Origin of the sequence: Heyndrickxia sp. FSL K6-6286 (assembly GCF_038630395.1) — a bacterium.
GTDB lineage: Bacteria > Bacillota > Bacilli > Bacillales > Bacillaceae_C > Heyndrickxia > Heyndrickxia oleronia.
Map to the genome: position 1 here is coordinate 3,088,907 of NZ_CP152029.1, position 22,452 is coordinate 3,111,358.

Below are 22,452 nucleotides of genomic sequence, written 5' to 3' on the forward strand. Positions count from 1 at the left end.
GTTAACCATCATGGTCAAATCTACTTAAGACATCATTATATACCGAATTGGGGTTCGAAATAATTTGAAAAGTGTGTTGATTTTATCTTATGGTAGAAATTTGGATTATAATCATATTGAGTATTTGCTAAAAGATCGTTTAATGCCTTATGTAAAATTTCACAATAAGCATAATAAAAATATCGCAAAAACCCATGAAATCAAACTGGTTTACGATACGTATGACGTAAACAAAGAGAAGCACCAAGAAAATAAGTATATCTTTGGTGAATACTATATAAGTGAAGCACTGTTGCAAGGTTTCGAATACTCACTCAAAAAATTAAAAGGTTACCATTTTAGGTGTGATCCTAGAGTAAGAGGACACTATACAGTTACTATTAACCACAAGGAATATTCCGCTCGTAATTATAAAAAGTTAGAACCTAATGAAGAGTTAGTTTTCCTTGACGAAGAAGAGTACAATAATATCGAGTTAAGAAAAATGATCCATTTATTACCTGAAAGTCTTCATTGGTTAACACTTTCTACAGGTTTAACAATTGAAGAAAGAGAAAATAAAGTTAGAGAGTGGATTAAAACTATAATTGAGCATGTAAGTACACTTAATAATTAGTTCTATTAATTTAATAATAACATAGTATATAAATGTCAACGGAATTATGTACATTTTTGATTGTTTTAGAATGTACAATAATGTTTGTGAATGCAAACGTAAAGTGTTTATTTAATCAGTCCCCTACCTTTCGGAAGGGGAAATTTTGATTAAAATGGTAGTATTCCTAACTGTTCTTCTAGGTTATATATTATTTCTTTTAAATTATCATTTTCATTTTTTAGCTTTTTTATCTCATCTATTAATCTTGCGATTTTCGTTTGATCATCAATTCCTGGCTCATATGCCGTTCCTTTGCATCGCCATCAATCACTAAAAGCATACATATCCCATTCAGTAACTTGGTCATTTCTGTTAAGCGTGATTGTGCTGTTCATCCATTCTTCTACATCACTTTGGCTGCATTTTACCTCGTGCGAATGAAAAAAATTAGTTGCCCCTATGGCTGTATAAGTACCCATTCCATTAATCTCCTTTCTCAGTCATTCGTTCATTTTCTTTATCAAAATGATTTTTAAGACGATATGAGTCTCCTATTATATTGACTACAGTTGCGTGATGGAGGACTCGATCTAAAATGGCATTGGCTATTTTGGGATCCTGGAAAATTTCTCCCCATATTTTAAAGTTGGCATTTGTAGTTAGGATGGTGCTTTTCTTTTCGTATCTCATGTCAATTAGCTGAAAAAACAGTTTTGCATCTTCCGCGTCAATTGGAAGATATCCAATTTCATCGATAATAAGCAGCTTATATTTGGCATAATGCTTTAATCTATTTTCTAACCGATTTTCTAGTTTTGCCCTTTTCAAGTTCATGATCAAATCATTACATTTAATAAAATACGTACTGGTTCTTTTCTTAGCGGCAGCGATACCAATTGAGGTAGCTAAATGGGTTTTCCCGACCCCACTTGGGCCAAGAAAAATGATGTTTTCTTTTAACTCAATAAATCGCAATGTCGTAAAATCTAATATCTGTTGCTTATTTATGGAAGGTTGAAAATTGAAATCAAAGTCCTTTACTTCTTTCATGTGAGGAAATGCCCCAACCTTTACCATAGATCTCACCATGTTTATTTCCTTCATATCAATTTCGTAATCAGTGAGTTTGACTAATGTATCTACAAATGGAAGTTGATTTATGGTCATGAAATCAATTGTTTCATCAAGATGATTGATCATCTGCTTTAACTTTAAGTATTCAAGATTTTGTACAAGTTTTGCATAACTACTATTCATTTTTATACACCTCATTAATTGCCTCTAGATTTTTCTTTGCCAGTTCTTCAATATTCGTCGAAGAAGTCAGTCCCCTAGCCAATGTTTCTATGTAGTGTTCTTGTTTGTAATTGATTTTCAACGGGCTAATGGTATGTTCGACAATTAAATCCGTGTTATAATAAACAAAGATATGATTATCATATACTTGTAAACCTACGGTTTTTCCTATGTATCCAGCTGGAACTGAATACTGATTGGATTTGTAGGTGATCATATTGGAAGTATTTACTTTAACGAGTGTATGATCGATTTTATAGTGGTCTCTTATTCTTTCATTTGGTAGTGGGGATAAGAGATCTTTTTCTTTTTTTAATGCCAATACAGGTATTTTCCCTGTTCCCTGATGGTAGCTATGATTGATTCGATTGCACAGTTTTTGAACAAATTGATGAAGCTCTTCGTAGTCAAACTTTCCTTGATAAGCATGTATCTCGTCTAGTATCTTCATTGGGGCTTCTATCTTGGCTTTTGTATTGGGTCTTCCGGCAATACAGGGTTTGACTTTAAATCCCATATCCTGTGCGAATTGATCAAAACGTACATTTACTTTTCCTTTCGTGTATTTGGTTCGAGGCTCGTCCATGACAGTTTTCATATTATCAGTCACAATCGTTTTAGGAACTCCCCCAAGCGCTTCAAAACTTTCCGTCAGGAAAGATAATAAGACGCTTTGGGATTTTGAAAGGGATAAATAATATGTTCTAAATCTTGAATATGCAAGTAACAACACGGCAATATTCACATAGATGATTTCCCCATCTTTTGTAATATATCGGATATTTTCTTTCCAATCTAATTGTGCTTGTTCAGCAGGCGGTGTTTCGAAGCGAATAACTTCGCTGTGTGTTCCCTTTGGCTTCCCAGAATCAAAATACTTTTGAAATTCTGGTTTAGATGATATATAAGCTCTAAAGGTAGATGCAGCGCACTTTAACCCATGATTATCTTTTAAGTACTGCCATAGTACTCTTTTGTAATAAAATACTTGTTTAGAATCCTCTGATAATAACAGCGAAATGGTCCCGTAATATTCATCAATTTTTGATGTGCATTTCCGGGAAGTTTTGGGTACATAGCCCGAAAGATATTTATCAATCGTACGCCGATCAACCCCCATATCCCGAGCCAGGCTACTCTTATTAATTTTCATTTTTAAATTCTCCATCAACATTTTTAATTTCGGCAAATCTAAAAGACTACTAATTTCAATATCTGTATTAATACTTAATTGTAAATGCACAATATTCACCTCAAGAATATTATGCAAGATTATCGACGAAATTGTACATTTTTAGACAATCGTTTCTGTACATGATTAGGGTATCATTTATAATAGTAAAACAAATACTAAAAAGCCCTTCTCAATGAGGAGGGTTTTTAATTTCTTTATGCGTTTTAAAAATCCAAATCCAATTCTAATAAAATAAAAAAAATATGAAGTGGTAAATTAAGGAGTTGGAAATATACATGAAATCTAATAAGCCCTTATCGTTTGAGAGAAAGGATGACCTATCAAATGTAATATGGTGTATATCCAAATCTAGTATGAATTACTGAATTTCTTGACTTTTTATTCATTTTCTCAAAAGCTCGAACCACTGCATTAGCAATCTCAGTGTCTTGAGTACTAGTCCCACCACTTACACCAATACCTCCAACAATTGTTCCATTACTCACTAATGGGATACCTCCCCCTAAAATGACAATCCTTCCATTGTTGGTTGTGTTGATTCCAAAAGACGGACCTCCTGGTTGTGCAGCTTGTGTTAAATTTGCTGTGGGTTGTTGCATACTTACACTAGTCCAAGCCTTATTTATAGAAATATCAATTCCTGCAATTCGAGCATGTTCCATTCGATGAAAAGCAATTAAGTTTCCTCCGTTGTCAACAATTGCGATATTACTTGAAAGACTCATTTGTTTGGATTTTTCTTCTGCTACTGCCAATAATTGTTTTGTTACTTCTGATGTTAACCAAAGCAAGATATTCACTCTCCTCTTATTAGTATTTATAATGTATGAAAATGATACAAAAGTGGTGTAATTTAATCAGATTAATGCATGAAATATGGAAATAGATAATTTAAGAAGAACTTTGTAATAGTAATCACATTAAAGAATGGATTTTTAATTAATACCAATTAAAATTAGCCTCTTTCTTTACTAGAAGGACTATTTTACTCATATTAATATTTTCTAAATATTAAATTTTTAAGTTCAATAACCATATTTTAGGAGGATTTTTCACCTCTAAAAAACGCCTTAGAAGACGTATTTTGGGACACTACTAAGGTGTTTTTTGTTATTACCTATAAAACTTTCGGACGACTCTATATAGTTCGTCATTTTTAGATCTTTTCTTAATAATAGTCGTTACATCACTCGGATCCATTTCATGACCCAATTTATTCATCTTCTCAGCAGTTTTTTTGCGCTTCCTGTTAAGTATATTCTTTAATAATCATCTTCTCAAAGATGTCATCAATATAATTTTCTGCTAAATGAACAAACTGTGTTAATTCTGCTATTTCCTTGATTGCTCTTTCAATATTCATTAATATAAATCCTCCTTTTCACACGACTTATTAACTACTTCTATAAATAATAGACAGCTCCTTTAATAATATAAAAAAATAAGCCTCTCTTAAAAAGGGCTTAATCCAAGCTAGATAACTTAATTCTTTTATTAAATTATATAATCATTTTTTTGCAATTTTTCGTAGTAAGTACAATCCATAAATAATTGCCGGAATTGCTCCTACCACTAAGATTATTTTTAGAATCCCAAAAATTAAATAGAAAGGTGAAACAGCAACACTCATAATTTCACAAACTCCATTCATCTATCTTAATTAGTCTTGAATATGATTGGTGTACATTAAACTGTTTTATTGGCTTTGTCCCATATTGCTAACTTAATAGTGCTTCTAATATCTATATACCCATAATTCACATAACTAGACAATTTATAATGCCCCACAGCGTTTATATCATATCCAACTTTTTCGGCCTTGGAATTTGTAACCTCGAATGATGCATCCACATTTGATAATGCAGTACTATTTGTACCGGCAACAGAAGCATAACGCATTTTCAATCCATATGTACCTACCCACAGCATTTTGTTTCACCAAACTGCTTAAAAAACTCCCTTACCTTCCTAGCAGTTCTTTCGCCAATATCCGGTATTCTTCACTCCTTTTTTATATTCCATTATTTGGTATATATACTGGAATGGGGCGGGGAGAAATTTTGAGCCTTAAATGGAAGGATATTTACATCGAAAGGAAAACATTCTATGTAGTACATTCCCCATATTATATTCCTGGAGATGGCTTGGTTTTATAAATACCTAAAACGGTAAGTGGGGAAGGATATATTTCGATTACGGATAATGTGATCAAAGAATTAAAGACTTACAAACAGAATCAGCAGAAAATTTTTCTAATGCACTTAAGACAACTCAAGACAAGCATTAAATATGGTTGTGGTCAAATCATATAAAAAAGCAAGCTCAAACCTATATATTTATCAACGGTTTGACCTTACTAGAAATTACATGACCCGTTTAAACATTTTTTCCATTTCATAAACGGAATAATGAATAATGATTGGTCGACCATGAGGACAGGTAAATGGGTCAGACGATAGCCTTAAAGAATCGAGTAAAGCCTGAATTTCATCATTTCGCAAATGATGGTTGGCTTTAATCGAACCTTTACAGCTCATCATAATTGCTGCTTCTTCCCGAAGCTTTTTAATATCAACTTTTTTCATTGACAAGAGCTGTTCAATCATATCCTCAATAATCTCCTGCTCATCTCCTTTAGGAAACCAAACAGGATGGGAACGAATAATGAAACTATTATGTCCAAACGGTTCTAAGAAAACACCAACTTTCTCAAGTTCATGGAGGTTCTCTTGAATTTTTATCGTTTCATCTGTTGAATATTCGAATGTAAGAGGAACTAGTAAATCCTGAAGTTCCTTTTCTACTCGACCTACCTTTTCTCGGAAATATTCGTACTTAATTCTCTCCTGTGCTGCATGCTGATCAATTATATATAATCCCTTATCATTTTGAGCAAATATATACGTTCCATGCATTTGTCCAATAGGATATAGGGGTGGTACCCTTGGAGAATCTGGTGAAATATCCTGATCGACTGGAAATTCATAAAGCTCATCATAATCCTCAATTTTTTCTTCAATCACTTCCGGAAATACTGGTTCTTCAGTAAGAATGGACTTCTCATTGTTAAATTCCGGTTTATTTGATTCAACGATTTCTTTCACTTCATCAATAGGTAACTCATTCGTTTGATACGTTGGAGGTCGTTCTGATTTTACCGTTTCAGGCCGATTCACTATTTTTTCTGGTAAATGATCCAATTGCATGATCGTTTGTTCAGCTTGTATCTTTTGTTTTTTTACAGGAGCAAATCCACTAGGAATTAGCTCCTTTTTCTTAAAGGCTGCTTTTATCGTTTCAGATACTAGTTGATTTAATTCCTGTTCTTTGCTAAGTCTGACTTCAAGCTTAGCTGGATGAACGTTCACGTCTACTAATATCGGATCCATCTGAATTGAGAGTAGCACTATGGGAAAGCGTCCAATTGGCAGTAATGTATGATATCCTTCTTGAATAGCCTTTACAAGTGAATAATTTTTGATAAAGCGCCCATTAATCATTGTAGATATATAGTTTCTTGACGCTCTTGTAATTTCAGGCATAGAAATATAACCTTCTAATTGAAAATCTAATGAACTAGCTTTGATGGGGATCATATTCCTTGCAATATTTACCCCATATATTGCCGCAAGTACTTGACGTACATCTCCGTTCCCGTTCGTTTGTAGCAACATTCGTTCATTATGACGAAGCCTAATAGAGACCTCCGGATGTGCTAATGCCAAACGATTGACAACATCTGTAATATTACCTAGCTCAGTATGAATGGTTTTCATATATTTTAAGCGAGCAGGTGTATTATAGAATAAATCCGAAATGGTAATATCTGTTCCACGGCGACTTGGTGCTTTTTCTCGTGTTGTTACTCTTCCACCGTCAATGACAATCTTTGAACCTGGATGATTGTCTGTAGCCGTCACCATTTCCAAATGAGAAACTGAAGCAATACTTGGAAGTGCTTCTCCTCTAAATCCTAGTGTCTTGATTCGAAATAGATCATTTTCATCTTTTATTTTACTTGTTGCATGACGCTCAAAAGCGAGAGGAACGTCTTCCTCATCAATCCCTGATCCATTATCGATTATTCGAATTTTGCTTAATCCTGCCTCTTCTATTTCTATTTCAATGACTGAGCTCTTTGCATCAATTGCATTTTCAACAAGCTCCTTAACAACAGATGCCGGTCTTTCTACCACTTCTCCTGCAGCGATTTTATTGGATAGGACATCATCTAATTGAATGATTTTCCCCAAAGGGAGCACCTCCTAACCCTTTAATTTTTTTTGCAACTCATAAAGAGTATTCATTGCTTGTAATGGATTCATTTCTAATAGATTTATATTTTTTAACTCGTCAACAATTTTTTTCTCTTTTGAGGATACATCTTGTTTTGGCTTAGACTCTGGCACCTCGAAAAAGGACAATTGCTCTGAAGACTGATTTTTTTGCTTAATCAGGGTAGATGTTTCCTGAGAATCTTGATTCTCTAATTGACTTAAAATTTCATTTGCACGCTTAATTAATTCAGCTGGTAATTCCGCTAATTGAGCGACATGAATACCATAACTTTTATCAGCTGGCCCTTCTTTTATCTTGTGTAAAAAGACTACATTCCCATTTTGTTCTATCGCACTTACATGAACATTCTTCAACTGTTTTAGAGATTCATCCAAAATCGTTAATTCATGGTAATGTGTCGAAAATAATGTTTTTGCACCAATACGCGAATGAATATATTCAATGATTGCCTGTGCAAGTGCCATCCCATCATAGGTAGATGTTCCACGACCAATTTCATCGAATAAAATAAGACTGTCCTTTGTTGCATTAGTAATCGCATTTTTAGCCTCTAACATTTCAACCATAAATGTACTTTGTCCCGAGATCAAATCATCTGCTGCCCCAATTCGCGTGAAGACTTGATCAAATATTGGTAAGATGGCTTCACTTGCTGGTACATAGCATCCGATTTGTGCAAGAATGGAAGTCAAAGCAATTTGTCTCATATATGTACTTTTACCTGACATATTTGGACCGGTTATTAATAATAATTCACGATCTGAATCCATTAAACAATCATTTGGAACATATTCCTGTGCATTCATGACTTTTTCAACAACTGGATGACGTCCTTCTTTGATGACAATCTTTCTTTCATGGTTAAATTTAGGCTTTACATAGTGTCGCGCTTCACTAATTGTAGCAAAACATTGAAGACAATCAATTTCACTTACTGCTTTGGCTAGATTTTGTAGTCGTGGAATAAACTCTTTGACAAACTCCCGAACTTGCACAAATAAATCATATTCAAGTTCTACACTTTTTTCCTCTGCTTGTAAAATTAACGTTTCTTTTTCCTTCAATTCCGGAGTAATAAATCGTTCTGCATTGGCTAATGTTTGTTTTCTTTCATATCGTCCATCTTCTAATAGGTGTAAATTAGACTTTGTTACCTCTATATAGTATCCAAATACACGATTATAGCCAATTTTCAAGGATTTAATTCCTGTCTTCACTCTTTCCTCTTGTTCCAGTGCAGCTAACCAATTTTTACCGTTTCTGCTTGCATCACGATATTGATCGAGCTCTTGATGATACCCATCCTGTATGATTCCACCTTCTTTAATGGATAGTGGAGGATTATCAATAATCGCCCTTTCTAAAAGATCCGTTAATTCTTCACAAGGATCCAAACTCTCAACAATCTTGCCATTTTCAATATTCATTTGAGCGAGAATTTGACGAATGATAGGAATCTGTTGCAAGGAATATTTCAATTGAATTAAATCACGTGCATTCACATTTCCAAAAGCCACCCGACCTGCTAATCTTTCTAAGTCGTACACTTCTTTTAATTTCTCTCTTAAATCCTGGCGCTCAAAAAAGCGTTCAATCAATGTTTCGACCAATTGCTGTCTTCGTTCAATTTCCTTTTGATCAATTAATGGTCGATCTAACCATTGCTTTAACAATCTACCGCCCATCGCTGTCATCGTTTCATCTAATAACCAAAGCAATGAACCTTTTTTCCCCTTAGACCGAATCGTTTCTGTTATTTCTAAGTTACGTTTTGAGAAATAATCGATTTTCATAAATTGATTAATCTCAACTTCAGATACAGGCTGAAGATGATCTAAGCTTCTTTTCTGAGTACGGAATAAATAATTAAGTAAACGAATAATCGATATTCTCATTTCTTGATTTGAAATGTCTGAAAGTAGATTTTGATAATCCATTTTTTCAGTTAGATCATCCTCGATAGAAATCGTTGCATTGATCCGTTCAATTAATTGCTTTTGATAGTCGCCTTTGAACTGTGAATGTACAACAATCTCTTTTGCCCCAATAGTTGCCATTTCATTAAGTACTAGATCAAAGCTACTAGTTATTAAGGACACATGATTTTCACCCGTGGATAGATCGGTATAGGCAATACCGAATGAACCTTCGAAATCAGAAATAGAAGCAATATAGTTGTTCTCCTTTTCAACTAAACCTTTTCCATCCATTTTCGTTCCAGGTGTTATCAATTGAACTACTTCTCGTTTTACCATCCCTTTTGTTTTCTTGGGATCTTCCACCTGCTCACAAATTGCTACTTTAAAGCCTTTTTCTATTAAAATATCAATATAATTGCTAGCTGCGTGATATGGCACCCCACACATAGGAATACGTTCACTACTGCCACCATCACGACTTGTTAGTGTAATTTCTAGCTCCTGGGATGCCTTAACCGCATCATCGAAAAACATTTCATAGAAATCACCTAATCGAAAAAATAAAAAGGCATCCTGATAATCTGCCTTTACTTGTAAATATTGTTGAATCATCGGCGTATATTGACTCATTATCGACAAAACCCTTTCCGTGCATCTATCTATTTGATTCTCATATTATAACATAATCTCGCAAATTTCAGCATGGAAGTATGTTGGAAAATCATCCTTAGATAAATAAGAATGATGCAAATGTCATGTACCTTAGCCGTCTGACAAACATATTACCCTAATTTTTGTATGTAATGAAAATAAAATGATCAAAGGAACTGACTAAAATAGTTTCTGGAACAAAGAAAAAACTAGGAGAATTTCTCCTAGCCTACTTTTCAAATCCCATAAGGTATATAAACCTACTCCTCTTCAGCTCCAACTAAAAAGTCCGGATTTAATTCTTCAAATTCTTCATCTAATTCGTCTTCCCATTCATCTTCACAATCACAGCCATCAGGATGAATAGCAACACAAACCTTTGTTTCTCCAATAACCTCAACAAGGAATTCTCTTTCAACATTGACTATCACTTTATTTCCATTTGGGGAAATTACTGCTTCGATACAATTAGGTTGCTGTAAGGCTCTTGCTACAACTTCCCTATCATCAAGAAAATCAGGGTCACGATAATTTAGCTTCACAATATCGCGATAATCCACTTTTTCTGTGACAACAGATGTTTTTGTATTATCACTGTGGGAATACCAGACATTTATATCGTATGAACCGAACACTTCAACCTTTTTATCTGTCTTCTTCGCTTCATACTTATGATTTATAATCCAGCAACCTAATATGCTCGATGGATGATGCGGTGGGCATATCGTATGATTGGACTGTGTAAATTTACGTCCTTTCGCTACGACTGCTTTTGTTATTATTTCTCTGTATTCTGCCATTCGAGCGAAACCTCCTCATTTATTTTCATTTCATCCTATGCATGGCATTCATCTATGGTGCGAATATTTTCAGTTGTTCTGGTGAATCATAGTTGCATAGTTTTCGATATACAACTAGGTGAGAAGATGTAAAGTAGAGTCATTACTAATACTGTTTATAGGTTATTTCATTATATGTAAATGCCTTGTTTATGTTCTAGGCGCATAAGTAGCAAATAATAAAGGGATTGACAAAATAAGACAGATTCCATCTCGAAGGCTATTTATAATTTTCAAATATTATAACGTATAAAAGGGGGTCTGACCCCACCACACAATAATTAGTATAGAAAAAGCTATCTCTATACGGATTGATTGTATGGGGTCTGACCCCTTTTTTAATCGCAGCTTCCTGGCGTACTATTTTTTATTTTTGACCCAGTTTCTCCGGATAATAAGTCTCCTCCTGTTGAGGTGATTATTTCGTCTGTTACTGTATTTGATATTGTTGCGGCAACGATTTGTAATAAGTCGTTTACATCTTCTTGTGATTGTTTAAATTCTTGAACAATTGGGATTTCATCTAATTCATTTTCAATCTTTTCAAGCTTGGCTTCTACCATTTTTAGAGCTTCTGACTTTCCATAGTGTTGGAAGTTTACTGCTTGTTTTTGTAAGCTTTTAATACTTGCAATCATTTCACGAACCTTTTGGTTTTCGTTAATTTGAGCTTCAGCCCTCTTGAAAAAGTCTACCTCTTCTGTTTCACTAATCATTTTTGCAATTTCTTTTGCACGTTCAACAATTTCATCTTTTGTATATCGTTTCATTTATTTCACCTCTACCACTTCTAATTCTTCAATCATTTCCCCATTTAAAGACCAAGTTTTAGCATCTGTGATTTTTACATTTACTAGTTTTCCAATAGCTGATTTTGGTCCAATAAAGTTAACCAATTTATTCTTTCTTGTATATCCAGCTAAAACATCAGGATTATTTTTACTTTCACCTTCAACTAGTACTTCGACTACTTGACCTTTATACTTTTCTAATGCTGCACGAGACATTTCGTTTACTAATGCATTTAGTCGTTGAAGTCGTTCCTTTTTAACTTCCATTGGAACATTATCCTTCATTTTGGCAGCAGGTGTTCCTTCTCTTGGTGAATAAATGAATGTATAGGCCATTTCAAAGCCAACTTCACGATATAATGACATCGTTTCTTCAAATTGTTCTTCTGTTTCATTAGGAAATCCAACAATAATATCTGTTGATAATGCCACATCTGGGATCGCCTTTTTAATTTTTCCAACAAGCTCCAAATAACGTTCTCTTGTATATTTTCGAGCCATTATTTTTAGCATCGCACTTGATCCAGATTGAACTGGTAAATGAATATGCTCAACTAAGTTCCCTTTTTTCGCTAACACTTCAATTAAACGGTCATCGAAATCGCGCGGATGGCTCGTTGTAAAACGGATTCTTGGAATGTCGATTTTATGAAGTTCATCCATTAAATCACCAAGACCATAATTGATATCCTCAAAATCTTTTCCGTACGCATTAACATTTTGTCCCAAGAGTGTAATCTCTTTATACCCCTGTGCAGCTAAATGACGTACTTCTTGAATGATATCCTCTGGGCGTCGACTACGTTCTTTCCCACGAGTATAAGGGACAATACAGTATGTACAGAATTTATCACAGCCGTACATAATATTAACCCATGCTTTAATTTGGCCCTTTCGAACTTTAGGAAGATTTTCGATGACATCGCCTTCCTTGGACCAAACTTCAACAACCATTGCCTTAGACATATAAGCTTCTTTTAAAATTTGTGGTAAACGATGGATATTGTGGGTACCAAAAATCATGTCTACATGATGGTGCTTTTCAAGAATCTTATTTACAACTGATTCTTCCTGAGACATACATCCACATACACCCACTAAGAGATCAGGCTTTTCAAGCTTTAACGGTTTCAAATGACCGATTTCACCGAATACTTTATTTTCAGCATTTTCACGTATAGCACAAGTATTAAGTAGAATAACATTGGCATCATCGACAGAATCTGTAGGCTCATACCCTAGCTGCATAAATATACCTGCCATAACTTCTGTATCATGCTCATTCATTTGGCAACCATAAGTACGAATATAGAATTTTTTACCGTTGCCCATTCCTTTAAATTCTTCAGAAATATGAAAGTCTTTTTCATATTTTACTTCTTCTTTCCCACGTCTTTTTGCCTCTTTTAAATTCGGTGGGATGTAAACAGATTGAAAGTATTTGCTATAATCCTTTTCGGATTTTTTGTCCGCAGGAGTAGCTGTTTTGATTTGTTGTCCCTCTAAGCGTTGCTTTTCGTTCATGGAGATCCCCTTTCTCTTATTAATAAATTCTATAATTTAATGAGATTCTTGCATTTCATTTCCATTATAATTATTTATATGCACATTATTCTAGTATAAAGCCTTTTCTATTTGAACACAATACTGCTGTCATATTGTCGAAAAAAGGTCAAAAAAAGAAGGTTTATACGCATCCTGCTAATTTGGATTAATGACCGGGACCATTAGTCGATTTTAAAAATTACAAAATAAAAGGGCCTAGTTACCTAAGCCCTCAAATTAAAAGTTTATGCGATTATCTTGGCTCCACAATTAGCTTGATTGCCGTCCGTTCTTCTCCCTCGATTAGAATATCAGTGAAAGCTGGGATACAAATTAAATCAACACCACTAGGTGCGACAAATCCTCTGGCAATCGCTACCGCCTTCACCGCTTGGTTCAATGCCCCCGCACCGATAGCTTGAATCTCTGCTCCACCTCTCTCACGAAGAACACCGGCAAGTGCACCAGCTACAGAATTAGGATTAGACTTTGCTGAAACTTTTAATATTTCCATTTCTTCTCCTCCTTGTATTTTCCCAATACCGAATGTCCATTCGAAAGTGAACAATCCTGGTATAATCATTCCATTGCTACTATATTCACTAAAATTCGTTTGTATTCCGGCTTGTTCGAAAAAAAGGAGGATTTTTATTTTCTTTTTGTCTCTTTGCTATACTTTTGATTATTTTTTATTCAGCTATAAATAAATGGTCATCATTTATAAGCAAAGTATCTATTTTTCTTGCTTTTCCAGTCTTGTTATCCACATCTATTAGACAGGCACTCAATTGCTTTCTTCCATCTTTCGGTACCTCAAACCTAACAGGAAGACTAGTTAAAAATCTTTTAATTACAGCTCCCCGCTCCATTCCTAATATCCCATCATATGGACCAGTCATTCCAACATCAGTTAAATATGCTGTTCCATTCGGTAAAATACGATTGTCTGCTGTTTGAACATGGGTATGTGTTCCAATGACTGCAGTCACCTTCCCATCCAAAAACCAGCCCATTGCTTGTTTTTCACTAGTAGCTTCTGCGTGAAAATCTACAAAAATAATATTGGTTTTATTTTTCGCTTGATTGATTAGCTCTTCTGCAGTTTCGAATGGACAATCGATAGCAGGAAGAAATGTTCTTCCTTGTAGACTAATAACAGCTGCCTCTACCCCACCTGACTTTACAAAAGTTAACCCTGTACCTGGTGTTCCTTTTGGGAAGTTCCCAGGTCTTACAATTGATTTAGCTGCATCAATAAATTCAAATACATCCTTGTTGTCCCATGAATGATTCCCTAATGTCACAGCATTTGCCCCATCATTAAGAAATTGCTTATATATTTTCTCAGTAATTCCTCTTCCACCGGCAGCATTTTCACCATTCACAATAGTTAACTCTGGACGATATTTTGATTTTAATTTCGGTAAGTACTCTGTAATCATTTCACGGCCTGGGGAACCTACAACATCCCCAACAAATAAAATCTTCATAATTTTTTCCCTTTCTAGCTGTTGATGTACAATTTTATTTGTACAACTCAATCATTTATGATGTTTACATTTACATTATAGCAGTACATTTGTATTTATAACAAAGCCCTAAAATTCCCTTAGCATAAAAACTAGGCTGTTTTCGTAAGTTTATTGCGGTTTTTTTGCTTTTATAAAAGACCAACTGCGGCTTTTACACCCTATAAGATTCAGTGATTCTGATGGAGTTTGCAGCACTTTTCTCAGTGAAATGAAAGGTGTAGTGATCTTCATCCAATAGTTATTAGTTAACACTTTACTTAAATAGCAACAATGTTTGAGAAATAGCCAAAAACAAAAATAAAGCGGTGTAGAGTACACCGCTTTATTTTGCATATTCAACAGCCCTTGTTTCACGTATTACTGTTACTTTTATATGACCTGGATAATCTAGTTCACCCTCGATTCGCTTACGAATATCTCGCGCTAAGCGATGTGCTTCAAGATCATTAATTTGTTCTGGTTTCACCATGATCCTTACTTCTCTACCAGCTTGAATCGCAAATGATTTATCTACACCTTCATAGGATTCCGAGATTTCCTCAAGCTTTTCAAGTCTTCGAATATAATTCTCTAGTGTTTCACTTCGTGCACCAGGTCTAGCAGCTGATAACGCGTCTGCTGCTGCAACTAATACAGAAATAATGGATGTTGGCTCAGTATCACCATGGTGAGAAGCAATACTGTTAATAACAACAGGATGTTCCTTATATTTCGTCGCTAATTCAACACCAATTTCTACATGGCTTCCCTCTACTTCATGATCGACAGCTTTTCCAATATCATGAAGCAATCCTGCACGACGAGCTAATCTTGCGTCTTCTCCTAGCTCGGCTGCTAGAAGCCCTGAGAGATGAGCAACTTCAATTGAATGCTTCAGGACATTTTGACCATAGCTAGTACGGAATTTCATCCGACCTAATATCTTAATTAAATCTGGATGAAGTCCATGAACATCCACTTCAAAAGTAGTTTGTTCACCAATTTCACGAATATGTTCGTCTACTTCTCTTCTTGCTTTATCCACCATTTCTTCAATTCGTGCTGGATGGATGCGTCCGTCTTGAACTAGCTTCTCTAATGCAATACGAGCCGTTTCTCTACGAATAGGATCAAAACCTGAAAGGATTACCGCCTCTGGCGTATCATCTATGATAAGGTCGATACCAGTCAACGTTTCTAATGTTCGAATATTCCGTCCTTCACGACCGATAATTCGCCCTTTCATTTCATCATTCGGTAGGTTTACTACAGAAACTGTTGTTTCAGCAACATGTTCTGCAGCACAACGCTGAATGGCAAGAGAAAGGATATTTTTCGCCTTTTTATCCGCTTCTTCTTTCGCACGATTTTCGCTTTCTTTAATCATCATTCCTAAATCATGTGAAAGCTCATTTTCAACTTTTTGAATAATAATTGCTTTTGCTTCATCGCGGGTAAGGCTAGAGATACGTTCTAATTCAGACTTCTGTTTCTGTACCATCTCATCCACTTTGCTTTCCATCTCTTCAATATGTTGTTGTCTGAAATTTAGAGAGTCCTCTTTCTTTTCAAGTGTTGCTTCACGCTTGTCAAGTGATTCATCCTTACGATCGAGGTTCTCCTCCTTTTGCAATAATCGATTTTCTTGTTTTTGCAATTCATTTCTTCGTTCACGAAGTTCACGTTCAATATCAGTACGAAGCTTATGATTTTCATCCTTCGCTTCTAACAGGGCTTCTTTTTTCAAGTTTTCAGCATCACGAGTTGCATCTTCTAAAATTTGCTCTGCTGCATTTTTTGCTCCTGTTATTTTTGCTTCAGCTATGGATTTGCGTAAAAGATAGCCAACAACTACACCGACGAGGCCAAGCAAAATGGAGATGATTACACTTAATAATTCCATTATTTCACCTCCCCTTGCTATGAACTTTTATCATGTCTCAAACATGTCGGCTGCTACATTGTTACATAGGTTTCAATATACAGCGCTAGGGCTTAAAAATCAAATTTTAAAAAAATAAAATTATACATATTAATTTTATAGTTGTGTCATTTTATTGTCAAGGACTTATCCAACGTGATTAACATTTTATGTAAAGTTGTCCAACTGTTTGTTCTTTATTTAAACTGAGCTTTTTTTATAAAGGAGGGAAATAATCATTATATTTGTTTTGTGAGCATGTATTATTTCTTGTCAATCTATTGTTGAGCCACTAAACCTACTATATTAATTCAATGAAACTAGTCATCCTAAACAATAGAAAAAGCAAAGTCATCAATAAATGAAGTGACTTTGCTATATATTTTTCGTTCTATAAATTTACTTTTCATTCTTATTTAGATATTTAAATCTAGATAGTCAGCTAAAAAAATTTCACTTTTATGAAAACACTTTTTTAGGAGAGAACAATGATTTAAATATCAAATTCCTCTTGCTCTTCCTCAGCAGGGGCAGTCTTTTGATCATCTAATCCATAATGATCGCGTATTTTCATCATAACCTCATTACGCAATTCAGGATTTTCCTTAAGGAAAAGCTTCGCATTTTCACGACCTTGACCTAAACGTTCATCATTATATGAATACCATGATCCACTTTTTTGAATGATATCTAATTCAGAAGCCATATCAATGATTTCGCCTTCTTTAGAAATTCCTTCACCATACATAATATCAACTTCCGCAACGCGGAAAGGTGGTGCCACTTTATTTTTTACTACTTTTACTTTTGTTTTATTTCCAACAATATCATTTCCTTGTTTCAACTGTTCTGCACGACGAACCTCAAGACGTACAGATGAATAAAACTTAAGTGCACGGCCGCCAGGAGTCGTTTCAGGATTCCCGAACATAACCCCTACTTTTTCCCTTATTTGGTTAATAAAGATCGCGATTGTTTTCGACTTGTTGATTGCACCAGATAGTTTACGCAATGCCTGTGACATTAAGCGTGCTTGTAATCCGACATGGGAGTCACCCATTTCACCTTCAATTTCCGCTTTTGGTACAAGTGCTGCAACAGAATCGATAACGATAATATCAATTGCTCCACTACGAACAAGAGCTTCTGCAATTTCTAACGCTTGCTCCCCAGTATCTGGCTGAGATAACAGTAGTTCATCAATATTAACGCCTAATTTTTGGGCATATACAGGATCTAGTGCATGCTCAGCATCGATAAACGCTGCTTGCCCACCCTTAGCTTGTACCTCTGCAATAGCATGTAGGGCAACAGTTGTTTTACCTGAGCTTTCTGGACCATAGATTTCTATTACACGTCCTCTTGGGTATCCGCCAACACCTAACGCTACATCAAGGGCCAATGATCCACTAGGAACAGTTGAAATTCTTCTATCAGTTTGTTCCCCAAGTTTCATTACTGAACCTTTACCAAACTGTTTTTCTATTTGTTTTAACGCCATATCCAAGGCTGCTTGACGATCATTCACTAAATTTCCTCCTTTATGATTAGAAATTTCAAAGAAATTTGCTTAATAAATCTATCTTTACTATAACCGTTTTTTCATAGTTTGCCAAGTAAAATGACGAACATTTATTCGTCTTTTTTTAGGTTATTTTCATTAGAATTACTATTTATAAGCAAAATAAATGTAAAAATAAGTACCTATCAAAGTTAAAAATTGATTTTTCGTATTCTGCAATTCTCTGGTAGAAAGAGCAAAAAGAACGGTACAATCATACCGTTCTGCTTCATACTAATTCTTTTAATAGATAATAACAACCATATTTGACTGTTCGAACTCGATTTCCATTTCTACTGCTTGCGAGGTCTAATAAATAGGTCTTAGTTGGTTTATTTTTTCTTGCAATTCCAATCCATACCGTACCAGCCGGCTTATTTTCCAGTTTATCAGGCCCAGCAACTCCTGTAAAACTAATTCCAATATCAGAATCTAGTAATTGGAGAATATTTTCTGCTAGCTCAATAGCTGTCTCTCGGCTTACTGCACCATATTGTTCAATCGTATTCTCTTGCACCTGAACAAGCTTCACTTTTGCTTCATTAGAGTAACAGACAATTCCACCTTTAAAAATTGAACTGACTCCAGAATGGGATGCCATTTCCGATTGAAACAAACCAGCAGTTAAACTTTCTGCACATGCTATCGTTAGTTTCTCCCTTTCCAATCGTTTAATAACTTCAGCCATGATGGTTGTCTCGTCGTAACCATAAAAATAATCGCCGACAAGATGAAGAATTTCTTTCTCAGTTTTATCGATTAATTTTTTCGCCTCTTCAATGGATGTGTGTTTTGCCGTAATTCTTAGCGTTACCTCACCATTTGCTGCAAGAGGGGCAATCGTTGGATTAGTTTGGCGTTCCAAAATACTTTCAACTCTAGTTTCCAGCTCAGCTTCACCAATACCAAAAAACCTTAAAACTCTAGATTCGATTTTTTCAATCGTTCCCATCTTTTCTTGGATCGCAATAATACCATACTGAGTAAACATCGGTTCCATTTCATGTGGAGGTCCAGGAAGTAGCATATAATATTGCTCTTCTTGCTGTAACAGCATCCCAGGTGCCATACCATAATCATTTGGCAATACTTTGGCACCATCCAAAATCAGTGCTTGTTTTTTATTATTTTCTGTCATCACTTTTTTTGTTCGTTTAAAGTAGGCTTCAATTGAATCCATAGCATCATCGTCTTGAACAAGCTTCGTATTCAGATGCTTAGCAATCGTTTCCTTTGTTAAATCATCTTTTGTCGGTCCAAGACCACCAGTAAAAATAATTAAGTCTGCTCGTTGTTCAGCGATTTCAATACTTTTCTTTAACCGTTCAGGGTTATCCCCTACGACGGTATGATGGAATACATTTACACCGATTTCGGCCAAGCCTTTCGAAATAAACTTTGCATTCGTATTAACAATTTGACCTAATAATAGCTCTGAACCAACAGCGATAATTTCAGCATTCATATCAATCACCTCCACAGATACTTATTTTGAATTGACAAAAATGTGGCGATTTTTATAGAAATAATCCCATCCGGACCAAACAGTAAAAAATAATGCAACCCATAAAGCAATCATTCCAAGTGGAAATCCACCTTCTCCAAAAGGAAAATTATGTAACAACAATAATGCGATGGCAACAATTTGTGTCCATGTTTTAATTTTTCCAAGCATAGCAGCAGCTACTACTTCTCCTTCACTTGCTGCTAGAATCGCTCGTAAACCAGTTACTGCAAATTCACGACTAATGATCACAATGATTATCCAAGATGGAGCAAATCCAAGTTCAACTAATATAATAAATGCTGCAGAAACTAGTAATTTATCTGCTAAAGGATCTAAAAACTTCCCTAAATTCGTTACTAAATTCAGTTTCCTAGCATAATGTCCATCAATCCAATCAGTCGCAGAAGCTACAATAAAGATTAATGCAGCCACAAAGTGGGTAACAGGCATCTCAGCACTTAATAAGTTTATAGTACCCCAATCAAACGGTGCTACCATAATAATCACAAATATTGGTATTAAACAAACTCGTAATACAGTAATTTTATTTGGTAAATTCACGAATCTTTCCTCCAGAAAAATAGCCATCAATCGATGACTATTCAGTTTTAGTTTTTTCAAATTGAATTGTTATATTTTGACTGGTACTTTCACTAGGTGGAACGGCAAACTCTAGTTTTTGGTCATTTATGTAAATTTCAGTTTGGGTAGCATTCCCAATAACTAGATATGCTTCAGTTTCATTTGAAAAATCAACGGCTTGACTCTTTCCTTCTTCTAATGTTCCTTGGAAGAATGAATGACCTTGGCCATTCTTCATGTTTACCCATGTACGTCCAGTTGAAACTAATTTCACTTCAAATTTTTCACTATTCACCAATTGATAAGTAGAATTTCTCCCACTAGCAGAAATCACTTTTACTTCCTGGGCAGGAGTTTCTGCTTTTTTATCTTCTTCATCTTTTTTGTTTGCATCATCTTGATTGTTATCATTTTTATCTTGAGTAGTATTATCTTTGGTTTTATCTTCTTTATCCTGTGCTACCGGTTTATTTTTTTCTTTCACTGGCTGTGTTTCTATTGGTATATTCTTTGAGTTACCCAGCTTATCCTTTGAACCAGAACCAGCGAAATTAGTAACTAAATAATAAACAAGAGCAATTGCAGCAATAATAAATACAGCAACAAGTATTTTTGGAAAAATGTCTAACATTTTTGAAGTACTAGGTGCAACTGTTTTTCTTGATTGTACACGTGAAATTTGCTCAGGTAAGTCTTCATTGTACACATCAGGTACTTCCCGTTTATATTCTTCAAAAATCTGTTCAGTTTCTAATCCAACTGCCTCTGCATATTGTTTAATAAATGCCCGAACATAAAACTTTCCAGGCATCATATCATAATTTCCTTCTTCAATCCCTTTTAAATAGCGTTTTTGTATTTTGGTGATTTCCTGTAAATCATCTAAACTAAGTCCTTTCGCTTGTCTTGCTTCTTTTAAGCGACTTCCTAATTCTGTCACACCTGAACACCTGCCAATCTAATAATCAAATCCACCAAAACCCGAATCACTAAAAAAGTTATTTTTCTGTATTACTTCATATGTAATTTCTTGTTCCGGATTGTCACGTAGTTCTATAATATAGTCAAAATCCTCTAATGAGTATTCTGAGTTCTGAACAAATATATCGGGATGTTCGATTACCTTAACTGCAGGTAAACGCATAATTTCCCGAACAAGCTGCCAGTGACGTTCATCAGCTCTCTGCGTAGAAACTATGCCATCCAATATAAATATATTATTTGAACTGTATTCATCTTTAATTAATTGATTTCGTATCGTTTGTTTTAACAATGTAGAGGAAACAAATAACCATTTTTTACTTGCACACACACTTGCAGCAACTACTGATTCTGTTTTCCCTACACGTGGCATCCCCCGAATACCAATCAACTTATGTCCTTCTTGCTTAAATAACTCTGCCATAAAATCAACAAGCAAACCTAATTCATCCCTGATAAATCGAAAGGTTTTTTTATCGTCGGCATCTCTTTGTATATATCGACCATGCCGAACGGCAAGTTTATCTCTTAATTTTGGTTCGCGAATTTTCGTTACTTTAATGGTTTCCATTGTAGCTAAGATAGATTCTAATCTTGCAATTTGTTCTTCATTTTTTACTAATAAAAGCAGGCCACGTCTACCATCATCAACACCATTAATGCTAATAATATTTATTGATAGCATACCTAGTAATGAAGAAATATCCCCTAAAAGACCTGGGCGGTTTATTTGAATTTCATATTCTAAATACCATTCTTTACGATTCATAAATTCCCCACCACGACATTATTCTATATCCGTTAGCTTCTATAATAAATGATTTCTCTATAAGATGAAAGGAAAAACTAGCCATGTTTCGATAAAAAATCGTTTATTTTTACTATATATGAGGATTTTTATAATTCCTTATACAATATTAGACATTTTTTGGATGTAAAAAAAGAGGGGTTTTTTCCCCTCAGCGTTTACAGCTATTAATGTGTTCCATTATTTTGGACAAGCTTAACCATAACATTTGCAATGGCTTGTTGTTCTTCTTGTGATGCAACGGACCATAAATCAGAAAGTACTCGTTGCTGTTCATTTTTAGGATCTACCTGTTGTGCTAGGTAATCTCCAACCTGTTCAGCTAGTTGGTTAATTGTTTCCTGAGACATTCCTTGTTGTTTCGCTTGATTTAACCGATCACCAAGAAAGTCTTTCCATTGATCCCAGCTTTCTAACACTGACATACTTTCAACCTCCTTAAATTAAG

General features: G+C 34.9%; 20 protein-coding genes. 1 reads left to right on the forward strand and 19 read right to left on the reverse strand.

All coding sequences use genetic code 11. The annotated features are described in order from the left end of the window. The first annotated feature begins 64 nt into the window (after positions 1–64). Positions 65–616, forward strand: a complete 552-nt coding sequence (locus MHI39_RS15625; protein WP_259545726.1) for a hypothetical protein — start codon at positions 65–67, stop codon at positions 614–616. Between the two features lie 305 nt (positions 617–921). Here the strand turns inward: MHI39_RS15625 and MHI39_RS15630 are convergent, their stop codons facing one another. The 19 genes from MHI39_RS15630 to MHI39_RS15720 all read right to left on the reverse strand — a co-directional run bounded on the left by MHI39_RS15630 (position 922) and on the right by MHI39_RS15720 (position 22,429). Then, on the reverse strand, positions 922–1,077 hold the full coding sequence (locus MHI39_RS15630) for a hypothetical protein (protein WP_161809585.1): 156 nt from the start codon (positions 1,075–1,077) through the stop codon (positions 922–924). A gap of 4 nt (positions 1,078–1,081) precedes the next feature. After that, positions 1,082–1,855 (reverse strand): IS21-like element helper ATPase IstB, encoded by a 774-nt coding sequence (gene istB / locus MHI39_RS15635; protein WP_058006956.1) that lies wholly within the window; start codon positions 1,853–1,855, stop codon positions 1,082–1,084. Further along, positions 1,848–3,137 carry an IS21 family transposase gene (gene istA, locus MHI39_RS15640; RefSeq protein ID WP_259547020.1) on the reverse strand — a complete coding sequence of 430 codons (1,290 nt, stop codon included), beginning with the start codon at positions 3,135–3,137 and terminating at the stop codon, positions 1,848–1,850. Before istA ends, istB begins: the two co-directional genes overlap by 8 nt. Before the next feature lie 272 nt (positions 3,138–3,409). Then, positions 3,410–3,880, reverse strand: coding sequence for a heme-binding protein (locus tag MHI39_RS15645; RefSeq protein WP_071977851.1), 471 nt, complete (start codon positions 3,878–3,880; stop codon positions 3,410–3,412). Positions 3,881–4,775: 895 nt separating this feature from the next. Further along, a complete protein-coding gene (locus tag MHI39_RS15650; protein WP_259545727.1) occupies positions 4,776–5,018 on the reverse strand; it encodes a hypothetical protein in 243 nt (80 codons plus the stop codon). Between the two features lie 434 nt (positions 5,019–5,452). Then, a complete protein-coding gene (mutL, locus tag MHI39_RS15655; protein ID WP_071977853.1) occupies positions 5,453–7,342 on the reverse strand; it encodes a DNA mismatch repair endonuclease MutL in 1,890 nt (629 codons plus the stop codon). 12 nt (positions 7,343–7,354) lie between these two features. Continuing rightward, the gene (mutS, locus tag MHI39_RS15660) at positions 7,355–9,937 is read right to left on the reverse strand and encodes a DNA mismatch repair protein MutS (protein ID WP_342539679.1); all 2,583 of its coding nucleotides are present in this window, start codon (positions 9,935–9,937) and stop codon (positions 7,355–7,357) included. A 281-nt stretch (positions 9,938–10,218) separates the two neighbouring features. Then, positions 10,219–10,758 carry an outer spore coat protein CotE gene (locus MHI39_RS15665; protein ID WP_058002728.1) on the reverse strand — a complete coding sequence of 180 codons (540 nt, stop codon included), beginning with the start codon at positions 10,756–10,758 and terminating at the stop codon, positions 10,219–10,221. 377 nt (positions 10,759–11,135) lie between these two features. Beyond that, entirely contained in the window at positions 11,136–11,567 is a 432-nt protein-coding gene (locus MHI39_RS15670; RefSeq protein WP_058002727.1) for a RicAFT regulatory complex protein RicA family protein, read from the reverse strand. Next, complete coding sequence (gene miaB / locus MHI39_RS15675; protein WP_058002726.1) at positions 11,568–13,112, reverse strand: tRNA (N6-isopentenyl adenosine(37)-C2)-methylthiotransferase MiaB; 1,545 nt, start codon at positions 13,110–13,112, stop codon at positions 11,568–11,570. It lies immediately after the preceding gene. Positions 13,113–13,386: 274 nt separating this feature from the next. Continuing rightward, positions 13,387–13,647 (reverse strand): stage V sporulation protein SpoVS, encoded by a 261-nt coding sequence (spoVS, locus tag MHI39_RS15680; RefSeq protein WP_058002725.1) that lies wholly within the window; start codon positions 13,645–13,647, stop codon positions 13,387–13,389. 175 nt (positions 13,648–13,822) lie between these two features. Beyond that, a complete protein-coding gene (locus tag MHI39_RS15685; protein ID WP_058002724.1) occupies positions 13,823–14,623 on the reverse strand; it encodes a TIGR00282 family metallophosphoesterase in 801 nt (266 codons plus the stop codon). Positions 14,624–14,987: 364 nt separating this feature from the next. Continuing rightward, positions 14,988–16,550 (reverse strand): ribonuclease Y, encoded by a 1,563-nt coding sequence (gene rny, locus MHI39_RS15690; protein ID WP_173720077.1) that lies wholly within the window; start codon positions 16,548–16,550, stop codon positions 14,988–14,990. Between the two features lie 508 nt (positions 16,551–17,058). Then, positions 17,059–18,093 carry a recombinase RecA gene (gene recA / locus MHI39_RS15695; RefSeq protein WP_058002722.1) on the reverse strand — a complete coding sequence of 345 codons (1,035 nt, stop codon included), beginning with the start codon at positions 18,091–18,093 and terminating at the stop codon, positions 17,059–17,061. Between the two features lie 262 nt (positions 18,094–18,355). Next, a complete protein-coding gene (locus MHI39_RS15700; RefSeq protein ID WP_342539683.1) occupies positions 18,356–19,591 on the reverse strand; it encodes a competence/damage-inducible protein A in 1,236 nt (411 codons plus the stop codon). A gap of 21 nt (positions 19,592–19,612) precedes the next feature. Further along, a complete protein-coding gene (gene pgsA, locus MHI39_RS15705; RefSeq protein ID WP_058002720.1) occupies positions 19,613–20,194 on the reverse strand; it encodes a CDP-diacylglycerol--glycerol-3-phosphate 3-phosphatidyltransferase in 582 nt (193 codons plus the stop codon). Positions 20,195–20,231: 37 nt separating this feature from the next. Further along, positions 20,232–21,155, reverse strand: a complete 924-nt coding sequence (locus tag MHI39_RS15710; protein ID WP_259545729.1) for a RodZ domain-containing protein — start codon at positions 21,153–21,155, stop codon at positions 20,232–20,234. A gap of 18 nt (positions 21,156–21,173) precedes the next feature. Continuing rightward, positions 21,174–21,965 carry a DUF3388 domain-containing protein gene (locus tag MHI39_RS15715; protein WP_058002718.1) on the reverse strand — a complete coding sequence of 264 codons (792 nt, stop codon included), beginning with the start codon at positions 21,963–21,965 and terminating at the stop codon, positions 21,174–21,176. Between the two features lie 206 nt (positions 21,966–22,171). After that, a complete protein-coding gene (locus tag MHI39_RS15720; RefSeq protein ID WP_058002717.1) occupies positions 22,172–22,429 on the reverse strand; it encodes a DUF3243 domain-containing protein in 258 nt (85 codons plus the stop codon). Positions 22,430–22,452: the final 23 nt, after the last annotated feature.